General features: G+C 49.4%; 12 protein-coding genes and 2 pseudogenes. 2 read left to right on the top strand and 12 right to left on the bottom strand.

The window, feature by feature from the left end:
• Positions 1-17 precede the first annotated feature (17 nt).
• Entirely contained in the window at positions 18-1,682 is a 1,665-nt protein-coding gene (locus ACWGOO_RS07820; RefSeq protein WP_452482232.1) for a PucR family transcriptional regulator, read from the bottom strand.
• A 388-nt stretch (positions 1,683-2,070) separates the two neighbouring features.
• On the opposite strand from ACWGOO_RS07820, the gene ald reads away from it, so the two are divergent.
• The gene (ald, locus tag ACWGOO_RS07815; protein WP_452482230.1) at positions 2,071-3,201 is read left to right on the top strand and encodes an alanine dehydrogenase; all 1,131 of its coding nucleotides are present in this window, start codon (positions 2,071-2,073) and stop codon (positions 3,199-3,201) included.
• A 97-nt stretch (positions 3,202-3,298) separates the two neighbouring features.
• On the opposite strand, the gene ACWGOO_RS07810 is transcribed toward ald, so the two are convergent.
• The 11 genes and pseudogenes from ACWGOO_RS07810 to ACWGOO_RS07760 all read right to left on the bottom strand — a co-directional run bounded on the left by ACWGOO_RS07810 (position 3,299) and on the right by ACWGOO_RS07760 (position 15,707).
• Positions 3,299-3,823, bottom strand: a complete 525-nt coding sequence (locus ACWGOO_RS07810; protein WP_452482495.1) for a mismatch-specific DNA-glycosylase — start codon at positions 3,821-3,823, stop codon at positions 3,299-3,301.
• Positions 3,824-3,939: 116 nt separating this feature from the next.
• The gene (locus ACWGOO_RS07805) at positions 3,940-5,259 is read right to left on the bottom strand and encodes a hypothetical protein (RefSeq protein WP_452482228.1); all 1,320 of its coding nucleotides are present in this window, start codon (positions 5,257-5,259) and stop codon (positions 3,940-3,942) included.
• 141 nt (positions 5,260-5,400) lie between these two features.
• Positions 5,401-6,855 (bottom strand): PstS family phosphate ABC transporter substrate-binding protein, encoded by a 1,455-nt coding sequence (locus ACWGOO_RS07800; protein WP_452482226.1) that lies wholly within the window; start codon positions 6,853-6,855, stop codon positions 5,401-5,403.
• 636 nt (positions 6,856-7,491) lie between these two features.
• Entirely contained in the window at positions 7,492-9,588 is a 2,097-nt protein-coding gene (locus ACWGOO_RS07795) for a multidrug ABC transporter permease (RefSeq protein WP_452482224.1), read from the bottom strand.
• Entirely contained in the window at positions 9,563-10,465 is a 903-nt protein-coding gene (locus tag ACWGOO_RS07790) for an ABC transporter ATP-binding protein (protein ID WP_452482222.1), read from the bottom strand. Before ACWGOO_RS07790 ends, ACWGOO_RS07795 begins: the two co-directional genes overlap by 26 nt.
• The gene (locus ACWGOO_RS07785; RefSeq protein ID WP_452482220.1) at positions 10,458-10,847 is read right to left on the bottom strand and encodes a GntR family transcriptional regulator; all 390 of its coding nucleotides are present in this window, start codon (positions 10,845-10,847) and stop codon (positions 10,458-10,460) included. Before ACWGOO_RS07785 ends, ACWGOO_RS07790 begins: the two co-directional genes overlap by 8 nt.
• 360 nt (positions 10,848-11,207) lie before the next feature.
• A complete protein-coding gene (locus ACWGOO_RS07780; protein ID WP_452482218.1) occupies positions 11,208-12,143 on the bottom strand; it encodes a nucleoside hydrolase in 936 nt (311 codons plus the stop codon).
• Between the two features lie 190 nt (positions 12,144-12,333).
• A pseudogene (locus tag ACWGOO_RS07775) lies at positions 12,334-12,913 on the bottom strand (family 4 glycosyl hydrolase); the annotation flags it as partial.
• Positions 12,914-13,006: 93 nt separating this feature from the next.
• Positions 13,007-13,294: pseudogene (locus ACWGOO_RS07770) on the bottom strand (NAD-dependent malic enzyme); the annotation flags it as partial.
• A gap of 66 nt (positions 13,295-13,360) precedes the next feature.
• Positions 13,361-14,116 carry a response regulator gene (locus tag ACWGOO_RS07765; protein ID WP_452482217.1) on the bottom strand — a complete coding sequence of 252 codons (756 nt, stop codon included), beginning with the start codon at positions 14,114-14,116 and terminating at the stop codon, positions 13,361-13,363.
• Positions 14,109-15,707, bottom strand: a complete 1,599-nt coding sequence (locus tag ACWGOO_RS07760) for an ATP-binding protein (RefSeq protein WP_452482215.1) — start codon at positions 15,705-15,707, stop codon at positions 14,109-14,111. The genes ACWGOO_RS07765 and ACWGOO_RS07760 overlap by 8 nt, the downstream gene beginning before the upstream one ends.
• A gap of 87 nt (positions 15,708-15,794) precedes the next feature.
• Here ACWGOO_RS07760 and ACWGOO_RS07755 point away from each other — a divergent pair, with 87 nt between their 5' ends.
• Positions 15,795-16,829 carry a DctP family TRAP transporter solute-binding subunit gene (locus ACWGOO_RS07755; RefSeq protein WP_452482213.1) on the top strand — a complete coding sequence of 345 codons (1,035 nt, stop codon included), beginning with the start codon at positions 15,795-15,797 and terminating at the stop codon, positions 16,827-16,829.
• The last annotated feature ends 4 nt before the right edge of the window (positions 16,830-16,833 follow it).

Genomic DNA, 16,833 nt, shown 5'->3' with positions numbered 1-16,833 from the left:
GAAGTAGTCATTTAGGATCATTTTTCGGCCTGTAGCATCCGGTGAGCCAGCAATGCCATCTCCAGACAACGACGTTTATCCGGGTCTGCCAGATTTCCTCCTATGATCTCGTTAATTTTGTCCAACCGATTGTAGAGCGTTTGCCTGTGAATGTACAGGATTCCGGCAGTGTAGCGTTTGGAACCATGACATTGAAAATAAGCATCCAACGTATTCAGAAGCTGCATATGGTGCTCACGGTCATGCGCAATCAGCCCGCCCAAATGGTCCTGTACAAACTCTTGTAAAAAGGGAGTGAGCGGCACGGCTTTCAACAATTGATAGATTCCGATACTGTCGTAAAAAAGTCGATCTCTCATGGCCGAAACACTTCGCGCCACTTCAATAACCTGATAAGCCTCTTCAAAGCTACGGCCTGCTCCGGTCATCCGATACCTCATTTTGCCGAAACCTGCATGAATGCGCACTTTGTCAAGCTGCCCCGCGGCATAGTTCTGAATATATTGTACGGTATGGGCAAGTACTTTCTTCATTTGCGCCGCGGAACGCAGGGTCAATTCCTCCTTGGCGCAAAGAATGTAGCACTGGTTCCCCTTCATCATGAGCAGGTTGTGTAGCGTCTCCTTTTTCAGCAAAGAACGGAGCAGTACCAAAATATCCTGGTTAATAGACTCCTTGCGCTCCTGACTGGCTTCCTTATCCTGATGCTCCACCTCAATAACCCCGGCCCAAAATAAATACTGTCCCTTGGACAGCAGACGCAGCCCCATCCGAGTCTGAGCCTGTTCTTCGCTAGGAAGCTGTCCGTTCAGCACATCCTGAATCAGTTCATTCTGGTTGCGTAACAATCGGTCTTCAAGGTACTGAGTTCTCAGCACCAGCGTAGCAGCTGCCTTGGCTGTGTAATCAAGCAGCAGCGAGAGTTCTTCTGTCGGCGTTTCACCATGCAACACCAGACCTACAGCGGAAAACACCTGCCCGAAGCAGACAACCGGCTGAAACAAGACGGCGGTGGATTCATTGAGATGAAACAGCAAGTGGCCCTCCCAGTCAGACGTCATGCTGGATTCCACCTCATTGGTATAAAAATTCGCAATGCGGTCAGCCACATCAGGCTGGATGGAAGGCACGAACCGATTGGTATCAATGGAAGACATGTAGATGACCTGCCGGGCAGCATAATCATGAAGTACCCGTAAAAGAGCACTCATATCCGTGCTGCGCAACGTCTCCTGCTGAAGCTGGCGCGAGAAGCGCTCCAGATCTTTCAGTAGTTCGTGGTGGCGGTTAATAAGCAGGGAATGAATATCTTGCGTGATTTCAACAAAGCGTACCGGCTGTTCAAATACGATGACCGGAAAATGATGCCGTTCCGCCAGCTCCAGAATTTCCGGTGGAATCTCATGGATGCTCGTACCCAACTCCACGCACAGTCCTGCGGCTTCGGAACGGATCAGCTGCTCCATATACTCAGCGCGTTCCTCCCCCTCCCTTGTTAGCCACAGGCCGGTCGTCAAAATCAGGTCATGACGACTCACAAAGGGGGTTACGTTTGTAATTTCCAGCACATGGACCCAGCCGACCCGGTGACTCGTGCCCTGCTCCCCGGCCGCCAGCTTAGCCCACCGAAATACCGGACGTTCCAGCACATCCGCAATGGTAAAGGTTTTTTTACCGTTCATCGGAATTCTCCTTATGGATATGTCTTTGTGTCATTTTATATAACACCTATTCATCAAAAAGTCGAGCCTTGAAGCTAGATAATCCGACAAAATGTATGATGTCAAGGAGCTTTTCCACTTGTAAACTGTACCTAATCTAACATGAATTCCATTTATCGACTTAAGTCCATTTAACTAATTGGCAGGGCTGCACAAAAATGATAATGCAATTTTTGGATCCGTTGGGTGCAGTAAATAGCAACATTGCAACAAAGCAGCGTAGCTGACCTGAAGAACAACGATTTGCCGTTGGATTCATGATCAACGAATACTAACACAGCAGCGTAGCTGCCCTGAAGAACAATGATTTGCCGTTGGATAACCATTATTTTCAGGAGAGGTGAACAAAATGAACATTGGAATTCCGAAAGAGATTAAAAACAATGAAAATCGTGTCTCCTTGACACCTGCCGGTGCAGCTCAGATGATCCAGCACGGACATCACGTGTTGGTAGAAAGTCATGCAGGGGTTGAAAGTGGCTTTACGGATGGAGATTATGCCACGGCGGGTGCAACGATTGTACAGCACGCAGCGGATGTGTGGTCTCAGGCGGATCTGATTATTAAGGTGAAGGAGCCGTTATCGGCAGAATACGGATATTTTCGGCAAGGATTGATTTTGCTCACCTATCTCCATCTGGCTGCCGAGCCGGCACTGGCACGGGCTCTGACGGACAATGGCGTAACTGCCATCTCCTATGAAACCATAGATGTCGGGGGAAGCCTTCCGCTGCTTACCCCGATGAGCGAGGTCGCAGGTCGAATGGCTGTGCAAATCGGTGCACAATTGTTGGAAAAACCGAAGGGCGGCAAAGGCATTCTACTGGCAGGCGTGCCGGGAGTCAAGCGCGGCAAAGTGACCATTATTGGCGGCGGGGTCGTCGGCACGAATGCTGCCAAGGTCGCCATCGGTCTCGGCGCGGATGTGACGCTGATCGACCTGAGCCTGCATCGGCTGCGCCAGCTGGACGATATTTTCGGCAATCAGCTCCATACGCTGGTATCCACACCTTCCAACATTGCCGAAGCCGTAGCGCAGAGTGATTTGCTGATCGGTGCTGTCCTGGTCACCGGAGCCAAAGCTCCTCGTCTCGTAACCGAGGCCATGGTGCAGACGATGCAGCCTGGCTCTGTGATCGTGGATGTCGCCATCGACCAGGGAGGTATTGTCGAGACGATCGACCACATTACGACACACGATCAGCCGACTTATGTGAAGCATGGCGTCATTCACTACGCCGTAGCGAACATGCCTGGCGCAGTGCCGCAGACCTCGACGCTTGCTCTGACGAATGCGACGCTTCCCTTCGCCCTCCAGCTTGCGGATCAGGGCGTGCAGGAGGCCCTTCGCAGAAGCAAACCTCTGCTCAGCGGTACAAATGTCCTGAACGGTCATATCACCTACGAGGCGGTAGCCCGTGATCTGGGATATCCTTACGTTCCGGTAGATCAGGCGTGGCAGGCAAACCCCTTAAAATAGAGTCTGCGGTAGCTCAAAGAACCACACGTTCTTCCCCTCGGGGCATGAACTGTGTGGTTCTTTTTCTTCTAGCTGAATCCATTATTCTCGCTGCATATCAGATGAATTCTGCTGTTAGAAACGTCTGGAGACGGCGGTAAATATCTGTGATCTCTTCCAGTGACATGCGAACCAGTCCGCTGGATGAAGGAGCTACAAATTCATACATCTCGGGGATCTGCGGTTCGGGCTGGAATCCCCAATCTGCTTTGGATTTTTTACTGTATTCGGTGTATACACCTTTGCCGACAAAGCAGGCTACCTTGGGACGGTATTCCTTTAGCTTGGCATGTAGCTTCAGACGTCCTTCGGCGTATTCTTCGCGCGCAATATCCTCCACTCCCCGCGTGGGCCGGGAAACAATGTTCGTAAATCCGTAGCCAAGCTTGAGCAGCTCCCCATCCTCCGATGGATCGTACAAGCGAGGGGTCAACCCCGCTCCCTCCAGTATGCGCCAAAAACGGTTGCGCGGGTTCGCATAATGATGCCCCACTTCGCCTGATTTCAAGCTGGGATTGAAGCCGATGAATACGACGGATAATCCGTAATCCAGATGATCATCAAGCGAAGCTTTTTCACCCATATGCCATGTGCCCTGTCCGATGAGTGGCACCTCACGGCCAGCAGCCCATAAGATTGCACTTTTCCTCGGTTGGCTCATATGTTCTCTCCCTTTACTTTATACTCACGACTTATCTGCTAGGAACCTGATGCCGCAGGCTTGTCAAAGACATGGCTCTGCGTCCAATGCTGTCCACCATCCGAGGTGGTATACATAACCGGGGCCTTCTCTGAATCCGAAAAAATAGCCCAGCCTTCCTTGGCATTGGCCATCCCGATTTGCTGGCCGCCATAGCCGTCAAAGCTCTGCTTGCCGTTGTTCCACGTCTTGCCTCCGTCATTCGTCCAGCCGATGGTATTGGGCTTGTCGCACGGTGCGCAGTAGCCGCCCATCAATGCGGTACTGCTATTTACGGCATAGAGCATACCCGGTGCCCCTCCTTCGTTCTTGGGAACCTGATTGTCTTGCTGGCTAATGCCCGGAGCGGGACCGGCACCAGCGGTGGCATTGGCCAGCACAGCACGCCAGCTTTGGCCGCTATCGGCGGTATGCCAGAGCGAATATGAAGTCTGATTCATACCCGTATCCCCAACCAGCTCAATCCATGCGTTTCTGCGTTCTACCGAACGAATGATTACACCGTTCAGAGGCGCTTCGGTGGTCCGTGACAGAACGGTGGTCCACTTCTGACCGCCATTCGTTGTGTGTAAGATACGGAACGAGCCCTCTGTGCTTTGCGTTACCACCCAACCATTTTGCTGATCATGATAGTATGGTTGTCCAACGGTGTGATCAGGTACGGGAAGCGCGGACCAGGTTTGGCCGCCGTCCTTCGTATATTGGTTTCCGCTGAATCCTTCCTTGGACGATACAAAGTGTAAAAAGCCCGCTTGTCCTTGATTCGGCACCGTCCCGGTACTTTCCCAGCGCTTGCCCCCATCCTGAGTCGCCAGCAGCGTACCGCTGTCTGCCATGACGGCCCATGCCTGCTGCCCATTCAAGGCAAAAATTTGCTGCACTGTCCCTTGACCCTGATATTGCACATCCCATGCCGCTCCGGCTGAACTGGATGTACCTGCGTCTGTCCGGGCAATCCAGCCCTTCCCGCCGATCCAGCCGGATTTACCGTCAATCAGGCGCAGCGCGGTAACATCGTCCATGCGAACCTTCGCCGCATTCGCATCTGTGGACGCTTGTCCACCTGCCCCCGATACAGTGCCTGTGCCGCCAGTTGTGCCATTTTCCCCGTCAGAAGCGGTCTGCTGTCCAGGTGTATTTACAGCGGCTCCCGAAGCACCCGGTTGCGCGGAAACAGAACCCTTTTGCCCATCTTGAACGGTTTGCCCGTTCTGCTCTTTCTGTCCAGTCTGTCCTGCTTGGGTTGCACCTGCTCCACAACCTGCTGTCATGATGGATACAGCGAGCAAAAGCGCCCATGCCGGTAATTTTTTCTTCATTTTCGTTCATCCCCTTACTGTGTTAGTACAATGCTGCTTGGGTATGTAATCGCAACAAGGTATATCCTATGTATTACCCTGCTGTCTTCGTTTCACTCTTGACGGATGGAAACCCTAACTCGACTGTATGGAAAATCTCGTCTACGGATTTACAGGAACAAGACCGCCTTTTTCAATGATCCGTTTGCCATCTTCGCTTTGCAGCCACTGGAGCAACCGTTGAACCGAAGGGCTGGATTTCTCTCCTTCCCGTGTGACCACGAACAATTGAGCGGTGAACGGATACTGTTGCGAACGGATATGCTCCTTGTTGGGCACTACTCCGTCAATGGACAAAAATTTAACCTTTTGCCTCTTATTGATCACATTGGCAAAATGATAAAACGAATACCCGAGCGCATTGTGATCCTTGTTAAAATCGGCGACTGCATTAATCATACCACCCATGATGCCCATCGTGCGCTCCCGGGGCGGCTCGGCCATCTCATGGTCTGCCATCACTTTCTTTTGCATATAGGTCTGACTTCCCGAATTTTCTTCCCGCTGATAGGCTACAATCGGCTGATCCTTGCCTCCCACTTCACTCCAATTATGAATGGAGCCTTCATAAATACGACGAATCTGCTGTGAAGACAGCGTATGAACCGGATTGTCCATGTGAACGAGAAAAATAAACGCATCCCGCCCAATGAGAGTAAGCTTCATTGTCACTCCCTGACTTTTTGCAAGTTGCAGTTCCCCATCGGATGGTCCAGCCACCAGAATAAGATCTGCCTTCTTGTCGATCAGATTTACATACGCCTGATGCGTTGTGTTGAATCTCAATTCGTGCGCCGCACGCGCCTTGCTCATTCCGGTCAGCTCATGCAGCATATCCTGTGCGAACGGAATCGCCGCTGTAGCCCCGTCGACCACTGGAAAATCCCGTTCTGCGATCAATGGACGATGAGGCAGCATTAGTGTAATGGTCAGCACAATGACGAGCGCGGCAGACATAGCGGCCACGACCCATTGCCATCTACGATCCACCATTCCGTTCTTTCCTGTCACCGCCGGATAACGATCCACCCCAACTCCCACTATCATTCCGGCGACTGGCAGCAGTGCAGTCAGCAGAAACCAGATTTCACCATGCTGTGTATACGGCTCTAATACCTCCAGCACAGGCTCCGCCCACGCATGATAGATTGAAAACAGCTGCCACGAGTTGCCCCACACTTCGGCTGGTTGGCCGCCAGAGCCTTGTAAGCCCACAATCCATAAACCCAGACCGCATAATAATGATAACAGCCCGGTCAGCATGAGCGGAAGCTTGCGCAGACTGGAAATACGCGCACTCCAGATACCGTAAGCCGCAAAAAACAGACCCACGATCCAGGCGTACAAAATCATCATCACAATGACCGCTGTATCCGTCACACCTTCGCGCCTCAGCAGAAGCTGTACGTTAGATGCCACAGCCATACTCCAAAATACATTAAACATGACTGAAAACAATCCAAACATAAATGTACCGCCCAGCCACGACCAAAACCACGCTAGCCGCATGGAGGCGCCTTTTTCCGGCTCGGTTATAACTTCCTTTGGATCAGACATGTACATCCCCCTATAGCATTTAAATGAAATGAGCCTTTAAGCCACTGCTTTTTCATTGTACAATTATGGTAAACATTAGTATACGAGGAGATGGTAAAAATGTCCTTCCGGTATTTCACTGCCAACCGCCGCATGGCTTTTGATTTTGTTTTTACCATAAAGAAGTATGCTCAAAAAGGCCTTCCCTAGAGGAAGGCCTTTTTGGTATTGAATTCAGCAATTCTATATCGCTCTTGCCTGGATCAAAAACCGTGCGGCTTCACGTCCCAATACCCATCACGTTGAATGTCCAGATGTAGACTATACAACTGTTCTGTATATCTCTCTGGTGAAAGTCAGCAATCTGCCATTCCATCGTCTTTAGTTGCCTTTCAGACCTGTAACCGCTTGAGAAAGGGACCCGTCCGCATACTCGCTATAAGGCGCTTCCAAACGGTCGTTAATCTCACACCATCCATGCCCCCACCTGTTGGGTCAAGAACGACCGCCCGTATGCAATATACGCGGCACTTCCACAGGTGAAAATGCCTCATGCTTGTTCAGCACAAGATCGAATCCGTTATCTTCAAATGGAAGTGAATGGGGCTGATATTATTTATCTAATCGGGGAGCCCTTGCCTGCTGTTCTGTGCCGTTTTAAGGAGCTGCTGGTAGAGCCTTCGCAAGCTCAGATGTTATGTCTTTTGGATCTAATAAGTAGTAGAGCGTGTGAAATCCGGAACCACTGATCGACTTGATTTTGACCTGGAACAGATACGTGCCTCTCTCCACTTCTGGAGTGTAGTTATAAGAATTTCGCTTTTCCAGCACAGTATTCCAGAGTTTCGGATCTTCAATTGCAGCGGCTTTATACTTCTGCTGCAATATCTTAAACAAATTTACGGCTTCAATATTCTTACCAGGCTGATAGGGCTTCTTCTCTTGAGAAACCATTGGAACAGCCCGCACAGACATAATATCTTTTGCCGTAATGATTACCCTGTCAGCATATCCTTTGTGCTCCAGCCACCCATTCAACTTGTGAAAGGATAAGCGCCAATTATAGGAAACGCTGCGAGTCCACTCTGGTTCTTCTCCTAAAATAGAGGAAGTTTTGTTAAGAATATCAATATCCCCCAACTTATAAGAGCCTGACTGCATTTCGCTATAACTCATGCCCAAAACTTCTTCTTTCAATATAGTCTCCATTTCACGAATATCTTTCGGATCAGTCAGAACTATTCGCCGTTCATTATCATCTGCCGATTGAATGCTGATCGTCTCCGCTTTGCCATACAGCTTATCCAGCGAGTAACTTACTGTTTTGTACGGCTCCGATACCATGACTTTCGCCAGCGTTGCCCGGAAAGGCTGCTCAGGAAATGTATAGCTACGAGTCATAATGGAACCATCATCCAAACAATACACAATGGATATCATTTGTTGTGGTTCTTTATTGGACCCGGACGTCTCGCCAGCTGAATGGGCTCTCACAAGCTCACGCTGTAAATTCAGCACAGCGGCGATAAAAGCTTTATCTTGCGAAAAATAGAGATTTTTCCGTGTTGATTCCCCATCCAGATACAAATTGGGCCCGGCATAAACTTGCTCCACTGAATGCGCGGCTGGAATCCGTTCCTCGTAGCCTATCCAACTAGACGTGGGGATGTACATTGCCAGACCCAATACTGCACCGTATGCGACCAACTCCAGCAAAGCACGAACACGTACGATTTGCCACGTCTTGCGGATTACCATCTCCACAACGATATAACCTAAAATAGCTCCGAGCACATAACCGAAGATCGACCAGTCTTTACCCTGCCTCCCTGCGCTATAAAAATATTCTCCTATCATCAGCATGGCACATAACATGACTCCTGCCTTAAAAAGGGGTTGGAAGAAAGTAAAGGCCATTGCCTGCGTTGCCTTCTCTACCAGCCGTTTGCGATATAACACATAGCTTAAAATCACAAACAGCAAGGAAACACCAATATAAATAAGCAACTCCACATATGAAAACGCGCTACTCGTAAAATCCATAATGCGGACGAACGGCGATAAACTATGCCAAATATTATTGCTACTACGCAACCCCACGCCATTACTATTTTGAACAATGGTTCCACTAATTTGAGAGTAGCCATATAGATTGTGCCCCAGAAAATCGATAATCATGGAAGACAGAAAAAAGGGCAATAAAAGCAAAGCATACACTACAACGGATTGCAGCAGCGATTGTCCGACACAAATACCTACAAACACGGTAAAGGCGAACAGAAAAATTGTAAGAACCGAGATGACCAGTGCCCATGAGCCAATATCATTCATATGAAAAATATAAGGCAGATCATTCGCGGCATTAACCCAAGCCGTCACTCCCGCCGTGAGCCACACGGGTACGAGCAAGAGGATAAGACCACTGATCAAATGTGCCGTTAGCAGATGTTCCCTGCGTAATGGCAGACTGTGATACAAATCAGATGGCCCCTGCCGCTGAATAAAACGAATCAACATCACACCGGCCAGCACCGGCACGTTCAATAGAAAAAGATTGTGTAATCCGGTGTTTGCGCTTGTATAATCGAACAAGTTTCTCAAAACCTCGGGCACCCGTTCGTCTCCGATGCTCATAAATAACGGCAGCGGCAGCGTAAACAATAATCCCGCCAAGTACAACAGACCGATCCAGGCATGCTGTCTCAGGCTTTGGAGAATCACGCCGCCGCTACAGAAGAATCGGTTGGATGTCATAACCTGCGTCCTCCATTTCATAAATGAAAATTTCCTCCAGCGTCAACGGCAGCAAATCGAACACATGCGGCTCATACGCCTGAATCGTCTCTGTAATCCGCTCTCGTTCCCCCCGAATAATAAGCAGCAGAACACTGCCTCTGCGCTCCTTATGTACAACCGAAAGTTGTCCGCAGACGACTTCCTCATGCGTGCTATCACGAAAGGCAACCTGCACCTTATGCGTATCGGACTTGAGGTCGTCAACCTCTTTTTCCAACAACATACGTCCCTGATGCATAATACCGACATGATCACACATGTCTTCAATTTCACGCAAATTATGGGATGAAATTACGACAGTCATCTCACGTGCGGCGGTTTCCTGGAACAGCAAATTTTTGATCATTCGTCGCATTACCGGGTCCAGTCCGTCAATCGGTTCATCCAAAATCAGCAGCTCAGGCATGCAACTCAAAGCAAGCAAAAAAGCGGCCTGACGCTTCATCCCCTTGGAAAAACGGTGAAGTTTACGCTTTGGATCAAGCTTGAAAATGTCGGTTAGCTGTATGTAGCGTTCCTCACTCCAGCTCGGATAAATGGAGCGGTAAAACCGGGCCATCTGGCGAATCGTCGCTTGCGGAAAAAAATAGGGGGTATCCGTCATAAACAGAATGTGCTGCTTGACTTCCGGCTGCTCATACACCGGCTGCCCACCGATTAGCACCTTGCCAGTATCCGGTCGGTAAATCCCGGCGATAATTTTGAGCAGTGTCGTTTTACCTGCTCCGTTGGAGCCCAAAAGTCCAAAAATAGAGCCTTTCTTCACCGTAAGGGCGAGCTGATCGACAGCCTTTTCTTCTGTAAATGTTTTTGTGACTTCCCTTAATTCAATCAAGGGACATCCCCCTTTCCTTCAATTGCGTAGCTTCCATGTATAAGGCGTTCACTTCTTGCAGCGTAAAACCGAAATGGACAGCTTCGATCATCTGCTTCAACAGCGCCGCCCGAATCTCATCCCGCTTCATTTGCTGCGGCTGATGCTCGGCAGGGGTGACAAAGCTGCCCTTGCCTTGGACGGAATAGATGTATCCTTCGCGTTCCAGCTCTCGATACGCCTTCTGAATCGTATTGGGGTTTACCGTAAGCTGAGCGGATAAAACCCGAACAGAAGGCAATTGCTCATCCGACTGAAGCGATCCGTATACGATCATTTCCTTTACCTTGTCTATTAGCTGTTCGTAGATCGGCTTGCGGCTGCGGATATCCAGCTCGAACATGGGCTTCCTCCTTTCAAGACTTGATCAGGTTCATCTGCATCCTCTTAACTGTTCTAACTGTACTACTATTAATAATACAGTTAGAACAGTTTGTCAATCATTTCTTTGGGGATTTATTACAGAAAAAAAGAAACACCGTGCGTACCATTCCACTTGAACCTAAAAATAGCCGTGATGCGCTAAGGATGGCTATCCCTGTCGGGGCATGATTGTACATGTGTTCCAGCAAAGGCAGTCGTTGAGCAGCATAAACCACAATGAATCTCCTCCTTTGTGGTTTATGAGTGCGCAGCCTACATGCATACATGCATACAAAAAATTGCCGATGCAGAGCCATCGGCAATTTTTTGAATTATTTTTTTATACCACTCGGCTCAGAAAATGACGCAAAAACCGCTCCGCATCCACCTCAAGTGCCACGTCAATACTTGTCTGCGAATGAGCATGATCCTTGCCCGGTACTTCACGGGTGCGACCAACCTCGGCGGAATCCCCCAGCTCGACGGCAATGTGCATCGGACGCGTCTCCACAAAGCTGGAATCAATCGCCAGCCCTACGGCCAACGGATCATGCAAAGCACAGCCTGCGATACCAGGTCTAAAATTTCGATAGGCTTCCATATAAAAGTCCGTCATATCTGCCATAAACGTGCCCAACTCGGTCCCTTGCTCACGCCATTTGTCCACTTCATGCTGAGGAAGCAGCGTTTGCATAGTCACGTCCAGCCCAACCAACGTGAGCGGAAAACCCGCTCCCAACACACAAGCTGCGGCTTCAGGATCGGCATATATATTCGCTTCAGCGGTCGGGGTTACGTTGCCTCTGACCGTGACCGCGCCGCCCATAATGATCAGACGGTCAAGCAATTGCGGCAGTTCGGGACAACGATCCAGTGCAATCGCAAGGTTCGTCAGTGGTCCCACCGCAACAAGGGTAAGCTTGCCTTCATAACGACGAGCCTGTCCAATGATAAAATCAGCCGCATCACCCGATGCAGCCTGTCGGGAAGGCGAGTCCTTCAACTGGTTGCCAATCCCGTCCTCGCCGTGGATATGCCGGGAATACGGCTTGAACAGTTCACGGGCATACGGTTTTTGTGCGCCGGATACGACCGGAGCATCTGCACCGAGCTTTTCCAACAAGATCAGCGAGTTGCGTGTCGCTTCTTCAACCGAGATGTTGCCAAAGGTAGTTGTGATGCCAAGTAGCTCCAATTCCGGCGAATGGACCGCGTACGCAATGGCAAGCGCGTCGTCAATGCCAGTATCTACATCTAAAATTAACTTTTTGCTCATGATGACCCTCCACAGTAGAACTGCATTCTTTTTTTCCATTATACTCAATTAAAATAAATATTCCCTCCCTTTTCTCAGTAGAGGGAAACATCAAAATTCCGTAATATTCCATAAAAATTAATAAATATGAGGAAAATTTTTCCGTAACTTATCATTCAGCGCTACCAAGTTATTCAAGCACATTCTATCCTGTCGGGATCAGGTTGCCAGCAGCCAGGCGTTCGCGGGCCTCGACAATCGCTGCTCCATATTGCAGCAACCATGCCTCCTGCGCTACCAGCATTTCATCGACCATTTGCCAGATTTCCTTCGAATTGCACACCGCACCCACCAGCGGGTCCATCATAAACGCCTGCCGCAACAGCTTGTCGTCCCCATACACGGCAGCTTCAACCGCCAAACGCTGCACGGAAATGCTAACATTGCGACAGCCGCAGGACCGAGCGGCAGTTCACCCACATGAGGCATGGAAATGCCGTTACGATCTACATATCCCGGCGCTTCAATGATCGCATCGTTCGGCAGATTGGAAATCACACCGTTGTTGACGACATTAAAATGCCCCCGGTATACACGTCCTGTCTCCAATCCTCCAATAATGTACGAACCATGCTCTTCACCGCGTTTCTCGGCCTTGTACTCCAGTGGATCTTCCTTCATCCAGTTTGGAAAATCTGTTTCAAACCAGTTACGTCCTTCCGTACATACACGCAGATAGCCTCCCGTTTCTCTGTTGATCCAGCTTCCCAGTCAATCCAGTCGAGAATTTCGCATGTACATAATTTCGGTAGAATGATGATCATGGTAAGGTATGGTATAGTTATGCCATTACTTGTAATAGTAAGCAAAAAAATGGGTAATAGCGACAGATCATCCCGATTTTTGATCGGAAAATTAGGCTGTATGGATATTTCACCTCCAAGGTGCGCAAGAAACGTGCGGTCAGAAACGTTAATGAGTTGAAGGCCTGCTAACGACTTGAGTGATTCGATGAGCAAAGCCTCTGCTATTTCAACGATGTCGACGGTGATATCCCGAACGGACGAATCCTGTCCAGGACGAATAACATCAATGGAAGTAATGTCTCCCCCTGCGCGGCTGAGGGTTGATGCGACCTCACCGAAGTTTACTTTGGAATGAACGAGCTTTATGTAGTTCCCTCTGCTTTTACATGTTGCCGCTTTCACGAAAACGTTGGGAAGCTTTTGTCCATATTGTTACTTATAGTCATTCTGGTCACGCAGCAGCTCATACCGATTAACGGGACGACCCACACCGCCATAATGCACAACAAGGCGCACGATCCCTCTTTTCTCCAGATAATCCAGGTATCTTCTTGCCGTTACACGGGCAATCCCTACTCCCTCCGCGGTTTCTTCAGCAGACAGCTTGCCGCCATGCTGCTCCATGACCGCAAGCACCTGCTTCAAGGTGGCAGCATTCAAGCCCTTTGGCAGCTCATCGTAAGACATCGCCCATACCTCGTACACTGGAATGGGGACTACCGCTTCCTTAGCAGCTTCTCTATTTTGCATAATGAGGTCCAGCTCTTCCTGGGTTCCTACTTCTTCCGCCCATAATCCAGCCTGCTGTACCCGGTAACGCTCCAGCGTATGGTGGATACGCTCTACCTTGAACGGCTTCATGATATAATCGAACGCTCCGTTTCGCATCATTTCGCGGATCGTCTCCGTATCCTTCGCGGCGGTCACAACAACTACATCTACAGGCAATGCCATGGAACGGATGCACTGCAAGGTCGTTATCCCGCCCAGCGATGGCATGAACACGTCAAGAAAAACCAGATCAGGCTTTAGCTCCTCGATCAGTTCCAACCCCCTAAGCCCATTGGAAGCCAGACCTACGACCTGAAATCCGCCAACCTGTTCGATAAAAAGCCGATTCACCTCTTGTACCATCGGATCATCCTCGACCAGCAGCACACGAAAAAGTGATTTAATAGGTTTACTCATCGTCGCTCCCTCTCCCCCTCAAAGGAAATAGAATCTCTATCGAGGTTCCCAAACCAAGTGAAGACTCGCATGTCAGGCGACCATTCCCCTTGGTGACAATCCCGCTCAGTAAATGCAGCCCCATGCCACGGCTCTCTCCGTTCTTGGTCGTAAATCCGCGTTCAAGCATTCGTTTCTTCGTTGTCTCCGACATTCCACAGCCATTATCCTCAACCAATATAGACATATATTCGTCATCCTGCTGGATGCTGACATAAATCTCCTTGCAGCCGACTTCTGTATCCATCAGTGCATCAAAGGCATTCTCAATTAAATTTCCGAGTAACAGAACAAAATCATGTCGGTCAATCAGCCGGGGAAACTGATTCATTCTGCTGTTAGGATCAATCCTAATATCAATGCCAAGCTCTTTACTACGGCTAATTTTACCCAATAGTAGGCCTGCAACTCCGTCATCATCGAAATGCTGTTGAAGGAAGCGTGTAATCTCCTCCTGTTGTTCGGTCACCTCGAACAGATAGCTCAAAGCCTCATTCTGCTGCCCAAGCTGGAGCAAGCCAGCGACGGTATGCATCTTGTTCATATGCTCATGATTTTGTGCACGAAGCGCATGAACAAACTCTTTGACACCTGTGAGCTCCTCGGCCATTCTCGTCACCTCGGTCTTGTCCTGAAATATGGCGATTGCCCCTAGAGTAACTCCCTGTTCGCGAATGGGAATTCGGTTACTCCAAATAATGGTTCCTCCAATTTTTAGCTCATGGCTCAGAATTGCGACGCTTGAATCAAGTACTTCGGGCAAACGGGTATCCGGGATGACCTCACGGATCGGCAATCCCGCTACATCACGGTGCACATCGAAAATTTGTTTGGCCCGTTCGTTGAAAATCGTAATGATGCAGTTGCGGTCAATGGCAATGACGCCCTCGTGCATCGCTTGAAAGGCTGCGCTTCGCTCACGAAACATTCTCGCAATCTCCCGCGGCTCCAGATTGAACATCTGGAGCTTAATATGACGGGCCAGCAATGCGGAGCCAATCACACCAAACATCAGCGAAAGCAACGAAGTCATGACGATAGATTGTTCCTCCTGACGGATAATCTCCGTCACGCTTGGCAGCAGGCCGCCCGCCACGACGACGCCCACCTGCTCCGAGGAAGCATTCATAATCGGCACAAAGGAACGCAAACCGATGCCTGCTTCGCTGCGCACTTTGGAGACATACATATGTTCAGCAAAAGCGGCATCATCATCCCGAGTCTGAAACGTTCCGCCGATTCGCTCCGAAAGTGGATGAGACAACCGTTTGCGGTTCATATCGAGCACGACGATATAAGCCGCATCGTTTAATATCCGAATTTTGTCCGCCATAGGTGCAATCACGGCAGAAGCATTCGGATCATCAATTCTTTCCACTACGTCCGGCAGGTTCGCAACCGTCTGAGCCGTAATCGTAAGCCGCTGTTTGAGTTCTTCTTCCTTGAATCGGGTGGCGCTACCAAACAGAAAAAGACCGCCGATCAAAAGAGAAAAAAGAACGACTCCAAATGAAAGCATCATTATTTTCCAATATATACGAAGTCTGTTCATCCTCTTCTCCTTTCCTTTAAACCGTTTACCTTTGAATATCATTGTGGAATAATGAGTCTACAATAGCAACAGATGGGAGGTTACTTTATGAAAAGAGCTGCTGGATTTGGCATTCTGCTCGTACTGGGTATCCTAACGGCTTCTGTGATCGGTTTTCAAAAGGATTTTGGTGAGGAGCTCCCTTATGATAATGAATTTATCGGTCTTAAAGATCGGATCGTGATCAAATTTAGCCATGTGGTGGCAGAAAACTCGCCCAAAGGACTGGCTACCGCTCATTTTGCACAACGGGTTAAAGAAAAGTCCAACGATCGGATTGAGATTCAAGTGTTCCCAAATGGAATACGCTATTCAGAAACCACGGAAGTTGCTGCACTTCAGCGGGGAGAGATTCAGATGATAGCTCCTTCGTTTTCCAATTTGAATGCGATTGATCAAGCCTGGCTAGTGATGGATCTCCCGTTTGCCTTCGAGGATCAGGCTGAGGTCGATCAGGCACTGAACGGAAAATTGGGCAAACGGTTATCGCAAACACTTGACCCCTTTGGAATGAAAGGCGTCGCTTTCTGGTCGAACGGCTTTCGGCAAATGACTAACAACGCTCATCCACTCAGCACACCCACCGATTTTACGGGCTTGAAATTTCGTATCCAGCCAAGCCTGGTATTAGAACGTCAGTTTGAAGTGCTGGGAGCATCGACCATCAGCACTCCTTTTAATGAAATATACCACAACCTAGAGACGGGCACGGCAGATGGACAGGAGAACACGATATCCAATATCCTTACCAAACGGTTTTACCAAGTGCAACGCAATATGACCATCAGCAACCACAGCTATCTGGGTTATGCCGTCGTAATTAACAAATCCTATTGGGATCGCCTCCCAAGTGACGCTAAGCTGGTGCTGCAGGAGGCACTTGAGGAAACGACGCGTTGGAACAAACGGGAAATAGATGAAAATGCGAATCGCCTTCGCCAGTTGCAACAGACCGGAGACATTAAAATTACCCACCTGTCCGAGGGTGAGCGTAAGCTTTGGAGGGAAAAACTGCGCGTGCTCTATCCGGAGTTCACTCCCATCATCGGGTCGGACCTGATGGATATGATTCAAGGACCATAAAGAC

The organism is Paenibacillus sp. NPDC055715 (assembly GCF_053617595.1).
Note: the sequence above shows the minus strand (reverse complement) of the source record. Positions and strands in the feature narration are given on the sequence as shown.